Annotated in this window: 21 protein-coding genes and 1 pseudogene; 8 read left to right on the top strand and 14 right to left on the bottom strand. The window is 46.5% G+C overall.

Annotated features, from left to right (window positions below; all coding sequences use genetic code 11):
* Nucleotides 1–50: 50 nt before the first annotated feature.
* Nucleotides 51–689 carry a TVP38/TMEM64 family protein gene (locus tag MJQ52_RS08760; protein WP_223883525.1) on the top strand — a complete coding sequence of 213 codons (639 nt, stop codon included), beginning with the start codon at nt 51–53 and terminating at the stop codon, nt 687–689.
* Nucleotides 690–780: 91 nt separating this feature from the next.
* Here MJQ52_RS08760 and MJQ52_RS08755 read toward each other — a convergent pair whose 3' ends face one another.
* Complete coding sequence (locus tag MJQ52_RS08755; protein WP_094247203.1) at nt 781–1,971, bottom strand: MFS transporter; 1,191 nt, start codon at nt 1,969–1,971, stop codon at nt 781–783.
* Between the two features lie 245 nt (nt 1,972–2,216).
* Between MJQ52_RS08755 and MJQ52_RS08750 the strand changes: the two genes are divergently transcribed.
* A complete protein-coding gene (locus MJQ52_RS08750; RefSeq protein ID WP_094247202.1) occupies nt 2,217–2,795 on the top strand; it encodes a TetR/AcrR family transcriptional regulator in 579 nt (192 codons plus the stop codon).
* Between the two features lie 93 nt (nt 2,796–2,888).
* On the opposite strand, the pseudogene MJQ52_RS08745 reads toward MJQ52_RS08750, so the two are convergent.
* The 6 genes and pseudogenes from MJQ52_RS08745 to MJQ52_RS08720 all read right to left on the bottom strand — a co-directional run.
* Nucleotides 2,889–2,975 (bottom strand): annotated as a pseudogene (locus MJQ52_RS08745) (EamA/RhaT family transporter); the annotation flags it as partial.
* A 90-nt stretch (nt 2,976–3,065) separates the two neighbouring features.
* The gene (locus MJQ52_RS08740) at nt 3,066–3,365 is read right to left on the bottom strand and encodes a spore coat protein (RefSeq protein WP_094247201.1); all 300 of its coding nucleotides are present in this window, start codon (nt 3,363–3,365) and stop codon (nt 3,066–3,068) included.
* 14 nt (nt 3,366–3,379) lie between these two features.
* Nucleotides 3,380–3,577: a hypothetical protein gene (locus tag MJQ52_RS08735; protein ID WP_003156073.1), complete on the bottom strand. Its 198-nt coding sequence runs from the start codon at nt 3,575–3,577 to the stop codon at nt 3,380–3,382.
* An 18-nt stretch (nt 3,578–3,595) separates the two neighbouring features.
* Complete coding sequence (locus tag MJQ52_RS08730) at nt 3,596–4,732, bottom strand: zinc-dependent alcohol dehydrogenase (protein ID WP_039062696.1); 1,137 nt, start codon at nt 4,730–4,732, stop codon at nt 3,596–3,598.
* Between the two features lie 18 nt (nt 4,733–4,750).
* Nucleotides 4,751–5,119 (bottom strand): spore coat protein, encoded by a 369-nt coding sequence (locus tag MJQ52_RS08725; RefSeq protein ID WP_039062697.1) that lies wholly within the window; start codon nt 5,117–5,119, stop codon nt 4,751–4,753.
* Nucleotides 5,120–5,136: 17 nt separating this feature from the next.
* Entirely contained in the window at nt 5,137–5,382 is a 246-nt protein-coding gene (locus tag MJQ52_RS08720; RefSeq protein ID WP_032866792.1) for a hypothetical protein, read from the bottom strand.
* Nucleotides 5,383–5,554: 172 nt separating this feature from the next.
* Between MJQ52_RS08720 and MJQ52_RS08715 the strand changes: the two genes are divergently transcribed.
* Complete coding sequence (locus tag MJQ52_RS08715) at nt 5,555–5,749, top strand: hypothetical protein (RefSeq protein WP_155641731.1); 195 nt, start codon at nt 5,555–5,557, stop codon at nt 5,747–5,749.
* Between the two features lie 33 nt (nt 5,750–5,782).
* Here the strand turns inward: MJQ52_RS08715 and MJQ52_RS08710 are convergent, their stop codons facing one another.
* From MJQ52_RS08710 to MJQ52_RS08695, 4 genes are all read right to left on the bottom strand, one after another.
* The gene (locus MJQ52_RS08710) at nt 5,783–6,505 is read right to left on the bottom strand and encodes a gamma-glutamyl-gamma-aminobutyrate hydrolase family protein (RefSeq protein WP_022552672.1); all 723 of its coding nucleotides are present in this window, start codon (nt 6,503–6,505) and stop codon (nt 5,783–5,785) included.
* A 137-nt stretch (nt 6,506–6,642) separates the two neighbouring features.
* On the bottom strand, nt 6,643–8,271 hold the full coding sequence (gene abc-f / locus MJQ52_RS08705) for a ribosomal protection-like ABC-F family protein (protein WP_094247200.1): 1,629 nt from the start codon (nt 8,269–8,271) through the stop codon (nt 6,643–6,645).
* A 276-nt stretch (nt 8,272–8,547) separates the two neighbouring features.
* Entirely contained in the window at nt 8,548–9,075 is a 528-nt protein-coding gene (locus MJQ52_RS08700) for a GNAT family N-acetyltransferase (RefSeq protein ID WP_094247199.1), read from the bottom strand.
* A gap of 117 nt (nt 9,076–9,192) precedes the next feature.
* Entirely contained in the window at nt 9,193–10,050 is an 858-nt protein-coding gene (locus MJQ52_RS08695) for a YitT family protein (RefSeq protein WP_003156057.1), read from the bottom strand.
* Nucleotides 10,051–10,332: 282 nt separating this feature from the next.
* Here MJQ52_RS08695 and MJQ52_RS08690 point away from each other — a divergent pair, with 282 nt between their 5' ends.
* Nucleotides 10,333–11,466 carry a glycerol dehydrogenase gene (locus MJQ52_RS08690; protein ID WP_014304447.1) on the top strand — a complete coding sequence of 378 codons (1,134 nt, stop codon included), beginning with the start codon at nt 10,333–10,335 and terminating at the stop codon, nt 11,464–11,466.
* Between the two features lie 146 nt (nt 11,467–11,612).
* Nucleotides 11,613–12,824 carry a Bcr/CflA family efflux MFS transporter gene (locus MJQ52_RS08685; protein ID WP_017419177.1) on the top strand — a complete coding sequence of 404 codons (1,212 nt, stop codon included), beginning with the start codon at nt 11,613–11,615 and terminating at the stop codon, nt 12,822–12,824.
* Between the two features lie 28 nt (nt 12,825–12,852).
* Here MJQ52_RS08685 and fabF read toward each other — a convergent pair whose 3' ends face one another.
* Nucleotides 12,853–14,088 (bottom strand): beta-ketoacyl-ACP synthase II, encoded by a 1,236-nt coding sequence (gene fabF / locus MJQ52_RS08680; RefSeq protein WP_003156054.1) that lies wholly within the window; start codon nt 14,086–14,088, stop codon nt 12,853–12,855.
* A 108-nt stretch (nt 14,089–14,196) separates the two neighbouring features.
* Here fabF and MJQ52_RS08675 point away from each other — a divergent pair, with 108 nt between their 5' ends.
* Entirely contained in the window at nt 14,197–15,036 is an 840-nt protein-coding gene (locus MJQ52_RS08675) for a helix-turn-helix transcriptional regulator (protein WP_014417044.1), read from the top strand.
* Between the two features lie 41 nt (nt 15,037–15,077).
* On the opposite strand, the gene MJQ52_RS08670 is transcribed toward MJQ52_RS08675, so the two are convergent.
* Together MJQ52_RS08670 and MJQ52_RS08665 are read right to left on the bottom strand one after the other, a co-directional pair.
* Nucleotides 15,078–15,821 (bottom strand): sulfite exporter TauE/SafE family protein, encoded by a 744-nt coding sequence (locus MJQ52_RS08670; protein ID WP_044803008.1) that lies wholly within the window; start codon nt 15,819–15,821, stop codon nt 15,078–15,080.
* 158 nt (nt 15,822–15,979) lie between these two features.
* The gene (locus MJQ52_RS08665) at nt 15,980–16,438 is read right to left on the bottom strand and encodes a GNAT family N-acetyltransferase (protein ID WP_003156050.1); all 459 of its coding nucleotides are present in this window, start codon (nt 16,436–16,438) and stop codon (nt 15,980–15,982) included.
* A gap of 131 nt (nt 16,439–16,569) precedes the next feature.
* On the opposite strand from MJQ52_RS08665, the gene MJQ52_RS08660 reads away from it, so the two are divergent.
* On the top strand, nt 16,570–17,391 hold the full coding sequence (locus MJQ52_RS08660; RefSeq protein ID WP_003156048.1) for a MerR family transcriptional regulator: 822 nt from the start codon (nt 16,570–16,572) through the stop codon (nt 17,389–17,391).
* Between the two features lie 215 nt (nt 17,392–17,606).
* Entirely contained in the window at nt 17,607–18,479 is an 873-nt protein-coding gene (locus tag MJQ52_RS08655; RefSeq protein WP_003156047.1) for a DMT family transporter, read from the top strand.
* Nucleotides 18,480–18,507: the final 28 nt, after the last annotated feature.

Raw genomic sequence — 18,507 nt, 5'->3', positions numbered from 1 at the left:
CGGCTGTTTCTTCATTTTCTTTGCTTATGATGTGATGGGAAGCGAGGAGAGTGGAGAAATTGAAAAATAAAATGATTTTATTATGTATATGGTTTTTAGGCGTTTATTGTTTGAAGGAACTGGACTTGCTGTCATTTGATATGAATGATGTAACGGACTTTATATCAGGGCATGCGGAATACGCGATGCTGCTGTTTTTGGCTTTGTGGGTCGTCAGGCTTCTCTTTTTTATTCCCGGCATGACGCTGATGTTTTTGGGCGGAATCTGCTTTGATCCGATGGTCAGCATTTTATTATCAATGGCCGGCCTGTTTATAAGCGAAACATTGGTTTATCTGTTTTCAAGAAAATTCGCCAACGAAAAAACGACTCAATTACTGGAAGATAAATACCCTGACTTGAAGGAGTTATTGGAGGCGTACAATTATAAGTTTTTGGCAGTGGGGATGCTTTGTCCGGCAGCTCCTACTGATGTGATTTGTTTTTTATCCGCTGCAGTCGGGTTAAAGTATTCTGCATACATGTTAACTGTATTGATTTCAAATATTCCTATCATCGTATTGACCAGCTTTGTCGTTATCAATTTCAGTGAGTCAATGACAGGTATTGTGTTAGTAATCGTTTCGTTTCTATTGATTACGATCTTAACGGTGAGAATATGGAATCGTATGAAGCAAAATTACTCATGAAACAGGGGTTTTTTGTTCTGAAGGATGTAAAGAAGAATACATCAAAAAAAGCTGTCAGCTTGGTCCTGACGGCTTATTTTTGGTGAATGGCTTATTTCTCCGTGGTGAAATAAAGCAATGCGATGACCGGAAAAGCGATTCCAATCCATAATGTGATACTCCACCCGCCTGAGGCGTATGCCCATCCTCCGATTGATGATCCTATAGCACCGCCCAGAAAGAAGATGGCCATAAATAATCCGTTTAATCGGCTGCGAAATTCAGGTGCCAACGAAAAAATGGCACGCTGACTGAGTACGAGATTGGCAGATACACCCATATCCAACAGGATAGCTGCGGCCACCAGAACTGCTATGCCGACGTGGGAGCTGCTTTGAATCATGAGCGGGAGTAATAAAGAAACGATGACAGCACCGAGAGCGATTCCGGTGGCAAGCCGGGTCAAGCCGCGATCAGCCAGACGGCCGCCTATCGGTGCAGCCGCTGCACCCGCAATGCCCGCTAATGCATACAGCGCGATTGCCTTTTGAGAAAAATGAAAAGCAGGACCGGACAATAATAAAGGTACAGTCGTCCAGAATAAGCTGAAAGCTCCAAATACAAACGCATGATAAATGGCACGGCGGCGTAAGACCGGAGTCGTGCGCAGCAGCTTCCACATTGAACCGAGTAAGACGGTGTAGCTTGTGTTTGCTGTTGGTTTTCTGGCAGGAAGCACTTTTGATAAGACGATTGCCAGGACAACACTTAACGCGGCGGATAAAGCAAATATGGCATTCCACCCCCATATATCAGCAACCAGACTGGATATCGGACGGGAAAGCATAATACCGAGAAGCAGGCCGCTCATCACATTGCCGACAACCCGGCCTCGTGCGGCATCTGGTGCAAGGTATGATGCGAACGGAACTAGCACTTGGGCTGCGATGGATCCCAGTCCGATGAAAAACGCAGCGGCTAAAAACAGTGTTCCATGCTTCACACATGCTGTCAGAGTTAGAGCGGCTGCGCTTAGTAGGAGCGATACCACGACAAGTTTTCTGTTTTCGATAATATCTCCCAAAGGGACGAGAAACAGTAGGCCGGCAACGTATCCGATTTGAGTCAGCGTGACAATCAATCCGGCACTGCTTGGAGAAAGCCCGATTGCCGCACTAATGAATCCTGCCAAGGGCTGTGCATAATAAAGATTAGCGACAATGATACCGCATGCCGTTGCGAGAAGAAGGGTTAAACTGGTTGAGATTCTCTGATCTGCTGTTTGTTTATTTTCTTTAGCCATATGAATGAACTCCTTTTTAATGATTTTATGAGGTTTGATAAATATTTTGCTGATTCATCTCCTCTCCATAGATTTTTAGTGCTAAGGTTTTGCGGAGTGTTGAGTATTTACTAAACTGTACGTTTAGTTTTTATAAGTAAATAATATACTGAACGTTCAGTTTTGTGAATAGACTTCTGTTTTATTTTTTTATCATGTTAAGTATACTGAACGTATCGTTTATAATTCGGGAAGGAATGATTCATGTGCAGAGTAAACGAGGACGGCCGCGTGATGAAGGAACACATAAGGCGATTCTTTCTGCTGCCTATGACCTATTGTTGGAAAATGGCTTTGACGCGGTGACAGTCGATAAAATTGCAGAGCGTGCCAAAGTGAGTAAGGCAACGATTTATAAATGGTGGTCAAACAAGGCTGCCGTTATCATGGACAGCTTTCTTTCGACCGCTACGGACAGACTGCCTGTGCCCGATACAGGATCAACAGTGCAAGATATATTGACCCACGCCGCGAATTTAGCAAAATTTTTGACAAGCCGGGAAGGAACCGTTATTAAGGAATTAATCGGTGCGGGACAGCTGGATGCAAAATTGGCGGAAGAATATCGCACGCGATTTTTCCAGCCCCGCCGCCTCCAAGCGAAAGGCCTTCTGGAAAAGGGAATTCAGAAAGGTGAATTAAGAGAGAAACTTGATATTGACGTAAGCATCGATCTCATTTACGGACCGATTTTCTATCGCCTGTTGATCACAGGTGATGAGGTGAATGATTCCTATGTGCATGATCTTGTGATGAGTGCGTTTAAGGGAGTTCAAGCTACGTGAATAACCGCTCGAATCGGGTGCAAAGTATTTGTGCCTATGGGGCAGAAAATAATGAAAAGGCAGAACAAATTGTTCTGCCTTCTTCGCTCTATTAGCGAACCGCCCGGCGGCCGCCACGCACGTAATCACCGCCGCCGCAAGCCCCAATAACAGCCCGAAGAAAGGCTGGAGAAGCTGCAGAGCTGTTTCGTTGCCTGGGCGCTGTAAAGGCAGTTCTCAGTTTGACATACTGAAGATTGAGCCAGAGGTGCTGTCTCAGCAGGAAAACATTTATAGGACGGGCAGGCGGAGCGCCGTATCAATATTTTGCAAATTAAACCGGACTTGTTCATCTGTGTTCCACGGATGATACCAGCCTTTTTCCATCATATAGCGTGAGATTTGCTCATGCATGTCGATGGCTTCTTCTAAGTGACGGGTGAGGATCGCTTTCACTTCAGGCGTTCCGGCTTCCGTCGCCGCCATCGCATAGTTTCTGACACCGCTTTTTGCCGAATTCAATAAATCCATAGCGACAATTTGGTCTGTCAGTGCATCCACCCCCGTCAGGTATTCCATAATCGGATTCATTCGTTATTCATCTCCTATTCATGCTTTGCATCAGATAAAATCGAGGCAAACTCCTGCAATTGCCTTGTTGATGTATCCGCATCCTGCTGCATGATTTCTTTCAGCTGCGGATCGGATACGAGCGCTTTCATGGTTTTGGACTTCGTCAGACAAAGTGACTTAAAAGAAGCCATCTCCTGAATTTCGAGTAATTCATGTAAGGCGCTGGCCATTTCTGTAGCCTCCGTTCTCTAAGGTTTGAGTACAACTTTTATGCAATCATCTGTTTTCGTGTCAAACATCTCATAGCCGTGCTTCGCTTCACTAAGCGGAATGACATGGCTTACAACATCGCCCGGATCAATTTTGCCGGTTGACACCAGTTCAAACATATACGGCATATAATGGATAACCGGAGCTTGGCCTGATCGGATATTGACGTTTCGCTGCATGATATCGCCAAGAGGAAAACCGTTATATCTCCCGCCATACACACCCGTAATCTGGATCGTTCCGCCTTTGCGCACCGCTTGGGAGGCAATGACTAAAGCGCTCATCGCTCCGCCTTGAAGTTTTAATCCGCTGGCGAGGAATTCCAGGTCCGTCATTTTTCCGTCCATGCCGACGGCGTCAATAACCACGTCGGCGCCGCCTTTAGTGATTTCCTTCAGGTAGCTGCCCGTATTTTCGTGGTCTTCGAAGTTCACGATTTCCACTTTATTCGTCCGTTTCGCATGCTGGAGACGGTAGTTGACATAGTCTACGGCTATTACGCGTTTCGCTCCCTTTAACCAGCAGAATTTTTGAGCGAACAGACCCACAGGCCCGCAGCCGAGAACGATGACCGTATCGCCTGCTTTTACGCCGGCATTGTCAACGCTCCAAAAGCCGGTTGTCATCGCATCGGCAATAACACTCAATTTCTCATCCGGTTCTTCACATGTTTCGGGGACTTTAAAATGAGTAAAGTTCGCAAAAGGGACGCGTAAATATTCGGCCTGGCCGCCCGGATAGCCGCCGGTACTCCCTGAATAGCCGAAATAAGCGCCCATATCGCCGTTTTCATTTGATTGATCACATTGGCTTTCCAGGTGATTTTTACAATAAGTGCATTCTCCGCAGGCGATATTAAAAGGAATAATGACACGGTCCCCTTTTTTGACTTTCGTCACGCCGGGGCCGACTTCTTCCACGATGCCCATCGGTTCATGCCCGATGATGTAGTCTTCCTGCAAGTTCGGGATGAGTCCGTGGATTAAATGTAAATCAGACCCGCAAATTGCCGTACTTGTGACTTTTATAATCATGTCATCGTGTTTTTCAATCTTCGGGTCAGGCACGTCTTTGACGACGACGTTTTTAACTCCTTGATACGTTACGGCCTTCATGCTGTAATACCTCCAGTGTTAGTGTTCATCAGGTGTGCGGTCAAACATCCCTTTTCTGTTCGTTTCAACGGGAAACAGGTTCATGTTTCCGACCATGAGGGTATTTTTCGCAGAGAGCTGATCCAGTTTATACTGTTCGCTCAGATCATGCGGGTGAAACCACTTTTTGCTGACCATCAAGTCTGTAATTTCCTGATGCATCGCGATTCCTTGCATGAGCTGTTTGCGCAGCAAAGCTCTTACATCAGGTGAAGCGGTTTCTGTTAAAGCGACGGCGGTATTTCTGACGCCTTCTTTTGCCCGTAAAAGAAAATCCATTGCGAATGTCATATCTGCGAGTTCAGGGACGTGTAATGAATTGATTGGATCTAAATGGTCATGATTCAACGATGCTTACCTTCCTTTCAATTGATGATCGAAGTCGGCCGGTTTTGAGGAACAGGAGCCTGAAAAGATGCCCGTTCATAAACCGTCTGCAGATCAGCCAGGTCTTGTGAGGCTTGCTGAACATCTTTCTCCATTAACGTTTTCAGGTCCTGATCAAACACAAGCCCTTGCATGAGCTTGGATTTCGCTACACAAAGCGTCTTGAAGTTAATGATTTCATGTAAGTCAAGCGACTCGTGAGCCGCTAATTCACGCTTTTCCATAATTATCTTTAAACCTCCTCTTCTCAATTACGTAATTAATTTCCCCTGAGAAAAGAGCTCTAGTCTTACAAATTTTGTTTATCAGAAAAGCGGAGAAAAAGTCTGACGGTGCATCAAAAAAAGAGGAAGCACAATCGCTTCCTCTTGTTCACATGGAATGGCTGTTGGTGTCATGAACATTTTTCTGATGCGCGGGCGGTTTTGCCGCGCGGGAGACGAGCCCGCTGAGCACGATGCCGATCAGTACGATGATCGTAAAATAGTTGGGGGATGCAGGGAGAAAAAAACGGCATTGAGCATCACTCATTGTGATATCGAAGGCCATAAGCTGACACAAGGCAAAACACCGGAGAAACCGGAAGAATAAAATGAAAAAGCAGATCGTTATGATCTGCTTTTTTTATGTGCTGACCGCATTCATGAACAGAGAAAAAAGCTTTTTCATGTCTTCGTGCTTTTTTGTCAGCATTTCGGGATGCCATTGCACGCCGACGACAAATAATTCACCCGTCCGTTCAATCGCTTCAATGGCCCCGTCTTTCGCATAAGCCGCGGCTTTAAACGAAGGCGCCGTCTCTTTTATGATCTGGTGATGGAATGAATTCACCCGCGCTGAATCGCCAAACAAGGAATGGAGACGTGTCCCTTTTTCAAAAGAAACATGATGGGTTTTTAACGGCGGATCTTTTTCTTGATCATGCTTAATGTCAGCAAACGAAGCGTGTGTCAGGTCTTGATATAAAGTTCCCCCGTAAGTGACGTTTAACATATGCATCCCCCGGCAGATGGCCAGAATCGGCTTTTCTAAAGCAACCGCCGTGAGAATCAGCTCCTTTTCGTAGGCGTCCCGATCAGGAAAGGTCTTTCTTAAAGCCTGTAAAGGTTCTTCGCCGTAAAACAGCGGGTCTATATCCTGGCCGCCGGACAGAATGATGCCGTCAACATGAGAGACCTGTTCCTTTACAAGCGCTGTCTCTTGAATCACCGGCAATATAAACGGCACACCGCCGGCCTCAGAAACAGACTGAATATAATCATTATTGACATAAGCCCGATTATAACCCGGGAAAGGGCCGGATTGATCAGCCATAATGTTTCCCGTAATTCCGATGCGTTTGGCCATCCTGCGTTCACCTGAACCTTTCTTTCTGAACCTTCTCGTATAAATCTGAACGTAGGTTGTACAAATCAGTTTGAAATTATTCCTCAGGGTACGTGAACTTTCCAAAAAAACCCGTGACAATCACGGGTTTTTTACATTCATTTCAATTTCTTGATTTCTTCCGTCAGCTCTTTGAATTTTTGATCAAGCTCACGATATTGTTTATCAGCCGGAGTCATGAAGCTGAGTTTTCCGAGGACTTCCTGCCGTTCGGTTTCAAGCTTTAATCGCAGTTCTTCAGCATCATCCCTGACGGAGGGAGATTCTTTCCATTGTTTTCGGACGCTGCCGTTTGAGATATCAAGCCGGATGTCCGTCGTCTTTTCGACAAAGTAGCGATCATGCGATACGATGATGAGCGTTCCGTCGTATCGGGCCAAAGTGTCTTCAAGCTGCTCGCGTGACGGCAGATCAAGGTGGTTTGTCGGCTCATCCAGAATCAGCACATCTTTCTCCTCCAGAATAAACGCCATCAGCTTGCATTTGACCCGCTCTCCCATGCTCATCTTGCCGATGGGTTCCGTCCATTGCGCTGCGGTAAATCCTAAATGCTTCATGAGGGATTGAACATTTCCCCTTGCTTCGAACGTTTCTTTGTAAAAAAGCTGTTCGGGGGTTTTATCAAGCGGAAGGTCGAATACTTCCTGGGTTAAATATCCGACGTTTGCAGACGGAGAAATCCATATGCCGCCCTGCGCTTTTTCCTGCCCGAGGATGACCTTCAATAATGTTGTTTTCCCGCTGCCGTTCGGGCCTGTAATCGCGATCTTTTCACCGTGCATCACAGTGAAATTTACGTTTTTAAAAAGCGTTCGGCCGTCATATGACTTTGTGACATCACTTACTTCTAAAAAACGCTTTCCCGCTTTTTTACGGTGCTCAATGGAAAAACGGACTTCATACTCTGCTTCAACCGGTTCTGCTTTCGCTTTTTCAAGCTCTTTTTCAAGACGCTTCTGCTTTGATTTAATCTGGGCGTCCGTGCGTTTTGCTTTTACGCGGTGATATTCTTTAAAGCCTTCTATTTTCGTTGATTGGGCGTGGGCTTTTTTTGACCAGGCGCTCAGCTCGTTCATTTGAGCTTCAATCCGTCTGATCATATGCTGCTGATTCTCATATTCCCGCTGCTGTGTCAGCCTTCTCTGTTTGCGGACCTCCATATAGCTTGAATAATTCCCTTTATGTTCAATGAGTTTCTTTCCTTCGATGGCCCAGATTTTTGTCGCCGCTGCATCTATAAAAGCACGATCATGCGAAACGAAAATAATGGTGCCTTTGTAATTCTTGATCTGATTCAGCAGTATTTCTAAACTGTGCTGATCGAGGTGGTTCGTCGGCTCATCTAATAACAAAAGGCCGCTTGAGGAGGAGAAACCTTTGGCAAGACGGGCTTTCAATTTTTCTCCGCCGCTTAATTGCGAAAAGGCGCGTGCGGGCACGTTCCACTTTTCTAACAAGGCTGCCTCCGCAGGCTCCGGGTGGCCGGAATCATAAGCTTCCGTTTCTTGTTCCACCATATATATGTTCACATCTTGCAGCATCTGGATCTGTCCTTGTGACGGCGCTTTTTGATTGCAGATCAATTGCAGCAATAAAGATTTGCCGGCGCCGTTTTTACCGATAACGCCGATGATGTCGCCTTGCTGGACACTCGCGCTGATCTGTTCAAAAAGGGGAACGCTGTTGATTTCATAACTGATGCCGCTTAACTTTAACATTTCTTTCATATGTCAATCCCTCGCTTTAAAGGGAGGACAAAAAAATCCTCCCAATTGATTTGGAAGGATTAGCCGTACCTGTGCATGATCAAATAAGCTATTTTTACATAGCTTTCGTATCGTATAGAAAATGGGCAGACTAATCCTATTTTTTCTGATTTGAAATATTTGATTTCAAACGGTCAAAATAAGATTAGTTAATCATTGTCCACCCATCATCCCTTCGTATTTGTTACGAACAGTGTAGCACACACTTATCTGTAAAAGCAAAGGGTATAAGCCTTTTTATTCCAGATTGGAGGCTTCCCACTCTTCTTCTAAAACGGCATAATAATATTCATCCCACCATTCATTATCATGGGGGATGCATTTTTTGAAAAAGCCTTCCCGTCTCATCCCGATCTTTTCCATCACCCGGTGCGAAGCCATGTTTTCCGGCTGACATGTCGCAATGATCCGGTGTAATTTCATCTTGTTAAACCCGAATGCCAGCACGGCGCGCGCCGCCTCTGAAGCATATCCTTTGCCCTGGTATTCCGGATGAAACACCCAGCCGATTTCATACGTATGATCGCCAAAATACTGAAAAAAAGCAATGTGGCCAATGACCGTTTTTTCATCCTTCAATAAAACGGGAAACTTCCCGGCATGTTCACGGCTGTTTTCAGTAACGAATTTCCTGGCATCTTCTTCGGTAAAGACACCCTCTGGTATATATTTCATGACATTCGGATTTGAGGTGTACGCATAGACATCCTGCCAATCTTCCGGTTCAAATGTCCGAATGACAAGCCTGTCAGTTTTGATATTCATTTTTTATGTTCCTCCATCAAAAAAGGTTTCATTTACTACTTCGATTGAAAGATATAAAAAACCTTTGAGCGGGGAAGAGCCGAATAAAAAAAGCCTGCAGCTATACACTGCAGGCGGTTATTTTTCATTTGCGGCGGCGGGCAGGTTTGTAAAACCGAATTGCCCTCCGACAGCTTCTTTTACTTCATGAATAACGATAAATGATTTCGGATCAATTTTTTGAACATGTTTTTTGATTTTCAGCAATTCGTTCTTTTTAATGACAACATAGATAATGCGCTTGTCTTTGCTGCCGTAATACCCGTATCCGTAAAAAATCGTCGCCGCGTTGCCGTACTCGGAGGTGATGGCTTTGGCGATTTCTTCGTATTGGTCAGACATAATGGTGAGGGCTTTTTTATTATGGAAACCCTCAATGACAATATCGACGATTTTGGCGCACAGATAAACGAATATAAACGTATACAGCATATGATTGATTCCGATCGCTAAAACGGATGCGAAAATGATGACACAATCCATATAAAACATGCTTTTGGAGATGTTAAAGCCCTTTGTGTAATTCAATAAATACGCCAAAAGCGTGGTCCCGCCGGTAGATCCGTCAGCGATAAAGATCAATGCCAGCCCCGCTCCCATCAGCAGAGCGCCGAATACGATCCCGAGCACCATGTCGTGCACGCCGAATGGAATAAAGCTGACGATGCTGAGAAAAACAGAAGTCATTCCCGTACCGAGTATCGTGTATAAAATCGTTTTTTTCGTTAAAAATTTATAAGCCAACCCGATAAAAATCAGATTTACAACCAGAGTCGTAATACTTGCAGGTATATGGAAAAGATAATATAAAACGAGAGCGATTCCCACGGTGCTGCCGTCCCCTAAATGATTCGGGATGACGAAAAATTCCACGGACGCCGCGATAAGAAAGGCTCCGGCCATAATCATCAGTATATCCTTGCAAATGTTCTTCATATGCAAACCTCCTCCGCAGTCAAAAATATATAAAAAACAAAAACGCCTCAAAAATTATCCAGCAGAACTAAATAATTTTTAAGACGAATCATTCACAATCTCGTTTGTTCATTCAGTAAAGAATGATCAGCTTCAATATCGAAGATTATATAGACACCTTCACATCTTGTCAATGCCGTGAAAATTGATTTTTCTGCAGTGTATATGAGGTTTGAATCAAACCAAAACGAGGAATGATATCAGAAGAGTTTTCATTTCTGCTCTATCAATAAGAGAAATGTAATGAGAGACAACGAAGAAGGGATGATGACATTGGAACGAATTTTTATCAGTCCGGCCAAATACGTGCAGGGAAAAAACGCCATTGAAACAATCGGCGGACATCTGGAGGGTGTTGGTGAAAAAGCCGTCGTCATCGCGGACAAAACCGTATGGGATATCGCGGGCCATAAAGTGACGGCTGAATTAAAGAAAAGCAATATTTCTTCTGAAGAGGCGGTTTTCAACGGCGAAGCCTCCCAGGAAGAAATGAAAAGAATTGCCGGCATCGCAGAAAAAGCAGGGGCGACTATTGTCATCGGAGTCGGCGGCGGTAAAACGCTTGATACGGCCAAAGCCGTATCAGATGAAATAAACGGCTACACCGTTATCGTGCCGACGGCCGCTTCAACGGATGCTCCGACAAGCGGGCTGTCTGTCGTGTATTCTGAACAAGGCGCGTTCGAAAACTATCGTTTTTATCATAAGAATCCTGACTTGGTTCTGGTCGATACGAAAATCGTCGCGGAAGCTCCGCCGCGCTTTTTAGCATCAGGGATTGCCGATGCGATGGCGACGTGGATAGAGGCGCGCAGTGTCATCGCCAATGGCGGTAAAACGATGGCAGGCGGAATTCCGACAATCGCCGGAGAGGCTATCGCGGAAAAATGTGAAGCGGTATTATTCAAATACGGCCGTCTCGCTTATGAGTCTGTGAAAGCGAAAGCCGTTACGCCCGCATTGGAAGCGGTGGTTGAAGCCAATACACTTCTGAGCGGACTGGGATTTGAAAGCGGCGGCTTAGCTGCGGCACATGCCATTCATAATGGATTTACCGCGCTTGAAGGTGAAATCCATCACTTGACCCACGGTGAAAAAGTGGCATTCGGCACGCTCGTTCAATTGGCGCTGGAAAAACGTTCGCTTGAGGAAATTGAGCGGTATATCGCGTTTTATATCAGCTTGGGGCTGCCTGTCACACTTGAAGACATCAAATTGAAAGACGCATCTAAAGAGGACATTATGAAAGTGGCAGAAGCCGCGACGATTGAAGAAGAAACGATTCATGCCGCTTTTGACGTGACGGCTGACGACGTGGCGGATGCCATTATAGCGGCTGATCAATACGCAAAAGCATTTAAAGAAAAACACGCGTAAAACCTTTTACCGCGTGACCCGGAACCAAGGGCTGTTACAGCCCTTGGTTTTTTTTATGCCCTTTGAAAACTTTTAAAAATAAAGAAAAAATTATGATACAATATACAAATGTTTTGAGAGATTGACAAAGGAAAGGTGGGAACGATATGCTGCATAATCCGACCGGTAAGGAGCGGCTTGCGCTGGCTTTTCTACTCGGAATGCTTGCGATACTGGGGCCGCTCAATATAGATATGTATCTGCCGAGCTTCCCTGAAATCGCCGAAGATTTAAGCGCCCGCGCTTCGCTTGTCCAGCTCAGTTTAACCGCTTGTCTGATCGGACTGACAATCGGACAGGTTGTTGTCGGCCCGTTAAGTGACGCGAAGGGAAGAAGAAAACCGTTATTGCTATGTATTTTTTTATTTGCTTTGTTTTCTCTGTTTTGCGCGCTTGCACCGAACATTGCAACACTGGTGATTGCCCGTTTTCTTCAAGGATTCACCGCTTCGGCGGGACTCGTTTTATCCCGTGCAATCGTCAGAGATGTGTTTACGGGAAGAGAGCTTTCTAAATTTTTCTCGCTGCTGATGGTCATTACCGCCGTCGCGCCGATGGTGGCGCCGATGACGGGAGGTGCGATTTTATTGCTTCCGTTTGCATCATGGCATACGATTTTTCTGTTTTTAACCTTTATCGGGTTTTTGCTTGTTCTCATCATTGCGCTCAAGCTGACAGAAACCCTGCCGCCGGAAAAGCGGATTCCGAGCTCCATCGGAAATTCCGTGCGGACAATGGGAAGCCTGCTGAAGGATCGGTCATTTATCGGCTATGCGCTGACGGTCGGTTTTATTCACGGCGGGAGCTTTGCGTATGTCTCCGGAACGCCTTTCGTGTATCAGGATATTTACGGAGTATCGCCTCAGGTATTCAGTGTTTTATTCGGCATAAACGGTCTGGCGATCATTACCGGAAGCTTTATCATCGGCCGTTTCGGCGGGATCATTCACGAAAAAAGCCTGCTGAGAATCGGCGTGATTACAGCGATGACGGCGACTGCCGTTCTGCTCGTCATGACGATCATTCACGGGCCGCTTGCGGCACTGGTGATTTCCATTTTTATTTATATGATTACGATCGGCATGACGCTGACAAGCACCTTTACATTGGCGATGGAAAAGCAGGGACACCGCGCGGGAAGCGCAAGCGCACTGCTCGGCATGCTTCCGCTTCTTCTCGGTTCCATCGTGTCGCCGCTTGTGGGGATGAATGAAGCGACGGCCGTGCCGATGGGGGCAATTATGTTCACGACATCCGTTATCGGTTCCATCGCTTTTTTCGCCTTAACAACAAAACCGGAGAAAGCAAAAAAGGAGTGAAATGATTCACTCCTTTTTTTGATGCCCGCTATTCATATTTCTTCAGCACGATCGCCGAATTATGTCCGCCAAAGCCGAATGAGTTGGAAAGGCCGATCGTTAACGATTGATGGCGGGGCCCGTCTGACACATAGTCCAAATCACATGCCGAATCAGGGTGCTGCAGATTGATCGTCGGCGGGATGATGCCGTGTCTCAGGCTTTCTGTCAGAGCGATGGCTTCAACGCCGCCTGCCGCGCCAAGCATGTGGCCGAGCATTGATTTGTTGGCCGTAACCGGAATGTCATACGCAAGCTCCCCGAATAATGTTTTGATTGCCAATGTTTCAGAAAGATCTCCGGCTTTTGTGCTTGTCGCATGGGCGCTTACGACATCAATGTCTTTCGCTGAAACGTTCGCCTTTTTCAAAGCGTTTTTCATCGCCAGGTATGCGCCCGTTCCTTCCGGATGGGAGGCCACCATATGATACGCGTCAGAGCTTGCGCCGTAGCCGAGCACCTCACAGAGGATCGGGGCGTTTCTGCCGATTGCGCTATCCAATGATTCCAATACTAAGATGCCCGCGCCTTCACTCATGACAAACCCATCGCGATCCGCGTCAAACGGCCGGCTTGCCGCGGCGGGGTCTTCGTTTCTCGCTGACAGCGCGTGGGCATTGCCGAAGCTGGCTAATGACAAATTCGTAATCGCCGCTTCCGCTCCCCCGGCAAACATGATATCTGCGTCATCATTCCGAATGGCGTTGAATGCTTCCCCGATCGACGTATTGCCGATGGAACACGCGGTGACGGGAGAAAGTGAGGGGCCGAGCGCGCCTAATCTGATGCTGATTTGAGCGGCGGCCGCGTTTGAGATCATCATGGGGACAAGGCTCGGGCTCACTTTTCGCGCTCCCCGTTCATTTAAAGTATGAACGTTGTCAATCAAAGTCGTGATGCCGCCGATTCCCGAGCCGACGTACACGCCGAGGCGTTCACGGTCAATCTGATCGAGCTGAATCCCGGAGCTTTCAAGCGCCTGTTCCGCTGCCGCTAAAGCAAACTGGCTGAAACGGTCAAGCCGTCTCGCTTCTTTTCTGCCCCATCTTTCTTCTGCGTCAAAATCACGGACGGTGCCGGCTATTTTTGTCTTGGAGCCGGAGACATCAAACGAATCGATGAGAGAGATTCCCGATGTTCCTTCCGTCAGGTGTTTCCAAAATGTATGCACATCATTGCCGAGAGGTGAAATCACTCCCATTCCGGTGATCACAACTCTTTTCATGGTCATTCCTCCTTCGGTATGTATTTATTGTAACTCGCAATTATCCTATTACAAGTTGTTGATTATCCTAGTATAATAAATACCAGGGTAAGAGAGGAGAGATTCGGTATGATACCAGAAGGAAGATTGCAGGCGCTCTCAGAGTTTTTAAAAACGCAGCGGGCCAAAATTTCTCCGCAGATGGCCGGGCTGCCGATGGGCACACGGAGAAGAACGCCCGGACTCCGAAGAGAAGAGGTCGCGCAATTAGCCGGCGTAAGCACCACGTGGTATACGTGGCTGGAGCAGGGCAGAGACATTAAAGTGTCCGCAGCCGTGTTGGACGCGGTTTCAGATGCGCTGCAGCTTAATAAAGATGAGAGAAATTATTTATACGCGCTTGCCATTGAGGAGGGCGTGAAGCAGCCGTTTACCGCGGAGGAAGAAGCGGTTATCAGCCCGTCGCTTTCAAAAATCCTGCAGGAGCTCCGTTATTGTCCCACCATTATCTCGGACAGGCGGTGTCATATCGTAGGATGGAATCAGGCCGCGGCTCACGTGTTTTTAGATTTTGAACAAATTCCTCCTGAAAAACGGAATCTCATAGAGCTATTGTTTTCCAGAAAAGAATTAAGAAGTTTAGCCGTGAACTGGGAGCACTTTGTGAAAGGATTCATCGCCATTTTCAGAACGTATTACGGCCAGTATGTAGCTGATACGTGGTATTCTCAGTTTATAGAAGAAATGGAGAAAACGTATTCGGAATTTCATACGCTGTGGAATGAGAGCGAAGTCAGCTCGGCACCCGAAGTATTAATTGAGTTCCGCCATGCGAAGGCGGGAAAAATGGTCTTTAACCTGACTTCATTTCAGGTTCAGGGTAACAGTGATCTGCGCTGCAGTGTGTATACGCCGGTAGATCATACCGAAACGGAAGCAAAGCTGAAAAAGCTCTTCGAAAACAGGTGAAGAACAGAAAAAAACGGGAGGCCGCCGCCTCCCGTTTCAGTTTAAAATAAAAGCATCAAACCGGCGATGGCCGGTGTTAAAAAGATGGCTGATTTCAGAATGACTTTCGGCACGAGGTTGGTGAATTTCGCTCCGACATATGCGCCGCACATCGTTCCGATCAGCACTTTGACCAACAGCATATAATCGACAAATCCTTCCGTCACATAACCGAGTCCTCCGCCGACCGCAAGCGGGATAATGACAAGCATGGTGGTGCCGACCGACTGGCGGATGGATAAGCGCAAAAGAATCATTAAGCCGATTTGGATAAAAGGGGCAGAGCCGATACCGAACGTTCCGGACAAGATTCCTGCGATGATACCGAGTACAACGGCTTTCACCCATATGTTCAGGTTGCTTTGCCGTCCGGAATCTTCTTGTGTTTCTTTTACAATAAATAACCGGACTAAAATAAGCAGAGCAGATAAAAACAGCATGCCGGCCGTTAAGTAATGCAGCAAATCTGCGGGGATAAGGGAAGTAAGCCTTGCCCCGAAAAACGAACCGAATGCCGCAAAAACGCCGACAATGAGGCCGATCTTCATCTGAATATTGCCTTCACGGTAGTGGCTGAAAGCCCCCGATAAACTTGTGAAAGCCATTCCGGCGAGGGAGGTGCCCAAAGCCGTATGAATCGGTACGTGAAACAGTATAGTTAAAAGTGCAATGACAAAACCGGCTCCCCCCGCGCCGATAAACCCGAGAATAATCCCGAGAAGAAACATAACGAGTATAATAAGCACAATCTTCTCCTCCATTTAGATGCCTGATCACCATGTTCAGATCCGCTTTATCAGGTTTTTAACAATCGACCGTAGTCCGTCGACCGTCGTCCATTATCTTTATGTTACCTCAAATTTGAGGGATTGGCAAGAAGCCGAATCGCTTTTATACAGAGGGTTTACAGCTCTTTCACCATCACTTTTTCCCCGTTTGAGTCCAGCTCTCCATTGAATAAGAAGCCGAATTTTTGATAAAGCCGCAATGCGTGCACGTTATCTTCAAACAGACTTAAATAAATCCGTCTGCACTCATATATTCGAACGAGATGGCGGATAAGGGCATCAAGCAACAGCCTGCCCAATCCACGTCCCTGATAACGTTCATCAATAAAAAAACGGTCAAGCCACACTCTGCCGTTTTCATTTTCCTCATCATATTCCGGAAACCATCCGTACATGGCAAAGCCGACTAATTCCCCGTTAACATAAAGACCGGCCGGCTGATAATGCCGGCAATCCTCAGCATCTTGTAAGCACTCTTCCGCGGTTTCAATAAATGAAGTCTGGCTTTCCCTTACATGAAGCGCCAGTATATCGGCACGGTTTTCTTCCGTGACTGCTCTGATTTCAATCGTCATACTTGATACTCCTCTTCTGCTTTTTCTGAGACGGTAAAGCTTTCATTGCGTAAGCCATTTGTGAATCAGCCTTCTCTCGGATACAATGATCATCATAAAGGATATGGTTACCGTATAGTCAAGGAGGCATTATGAGCGAAGACGTCAGAAAATACTTCACAACGGGTGAATTTGCAAAACTGTGCCACGTAAAAAAACAAACCCTGTTCCATTATGACGAGATCGGCCTGCTTTCTCCGGAAATCAAAAAAGCGAACGGATACAGATACTATTCCTATCATCAATTCGAACTGTTCCAGGTTATCGGTCTGTTTAAGGAGGTCGGCGTGCCCTTGAAGCAGATCAAACCGCTCTTAACAGACAAAACCCCTGAGGGTATCATCACGCTTTTAAAAGAGAAATCATCAGAAATCGAAAGCAAAATCAAAAAGCTGGAGCACCTGCAAAGAATGATTCAGACAAAGGTGAAGCTGACCGAACAAGCTTTGGAGACAGACTTCTCCTCCGTCTCATTGCAGCGATTAGATGAAGAGACACTTATGATAGGACGACCCGTACTCCATTTGCCAGAACGGCAATACACTGCCGCCATTTCCGAATTGATCCGCTATATGCGGGTACATGAACTCGATCAGGGGCATCCGGTCGGCGGACTGTTTGCGCGGGAGCAGATTCTGAAAAAAGAATTCTACAATTACACCCATTTTTATATGAAGACAGAAGAAGGCATAGAGAATAGAGACCTCCATATCAAGCCGAAAGGGCTTTATGCCGTCGGGTACCAAATAGGGGATGAAGCGGAAGCGGCTTACCGTAGCATCATGCAGTTTATTGAAGAGTATGGGCTGGAAATGGGCGATTATGCATATGAAGAATATATGCTTGATGAGGTTGTGGCGGACGGGTTTGACAATCAGATCACAAGAATCCAGCTGCAAGTCCGCAATCGATAAAGCCGATGCCGCCGTTCGTTTACGTCTTCTGACAAACCTTGTATAATGAGAAAAATCAGATTGCAATTGAGGTGAAAAACGATATGTTTCTAGCACCCTTATTTGAACATGATGTACCGGCAGCACTTCTCCGCCCTTAATGGAGGAAAGTGACTGCGCTTCTCTCCGTTAGGGCATATGACGTGACCTAATATGATAACGGAGGGTGCATCAAATTGAAAAATACATTGTTCGGTTCGATTTATTTGGCATTGGCCGCCAGTATCTGGGGCGGTATGTATGTCGTCGTTAAAGTAGTGGTAGCGGTCATTCCGCCGCTTGAACTGGTATGGCTGAGATATGCGGTGGCGCTTCTTTCGCTTTTGATTCTCAGTTTATTTACACGCCAATCCTGGAAAGTTCATAAACGTGATTTATTACTGATCGCTGCGATCGGATTGATCGGCAACACGATTTCGATCGTCACGCAGGAAATCGGCACGAAATTATCAACCGCGCAGATGGGTGCGATTATTACAGCATCCACTCCCGCATTTATGGTTGTATTTGCCCGGCTGATTTTGAAAGAACGGTTAACGCTGAAAAAAGGAATATCGATAGGGCTGGCGACGATCGGAGTATTGCTCATTGTGGGGAACGGAGATCTCAATATGTCGAGCCAGTTCGGCGGTCTCTCGCTTCTGGCTGCGGCGCTGACATGGGCTTTGATGTCCGTGCTGATGAAACGGGTTCCCGGCCATTACTCACCGCTTGTCGTCACAACGTATTCCATTTGCGTCGCATTTGTCATCCTAACCCCGTTTACAGCGGGCCCGCTTCGGGAGATTCCTTTGTCTCAGCTTGCCCGGCCTGAGATATGGGGCGGACTTTTATATCTGGGTGTGATCTCAACCGCCTGCGCGTTCATGCTTTGGAATCGCGGATTACAATTGCTGAATGCGGCAAGCGGCGGTCTGTTTTTCTTCTTTCAGCCGCTTTCCGGGACATTGCTCGGCTGGCTGCTGCTGGGAGAGACGATCGGAGGAACCTTCTGGATCGGGGCGGCCCTTATTGTTTCAGGCGTCGTTCTCGTCATGAAAGAAAAATAGAAAATGAAAAAAAGCCATTCAGCAAATG

The sequence above is a fragment of the Bacillus sp. jun7 genome (assembly GCF_051034795.1).
In the GTDB taxonomy this organism is placed as follows: Bacteria; Bacillota; Bacilli; order Bacillales; family Bacillaceae; genus Bacillus; species Bacillus velezensis.
The sequence above is the reverse complement of the archived record's forward strand: the minus strand, read 5'-3'. Positions and strand labels throughout refer to the sequence as shown.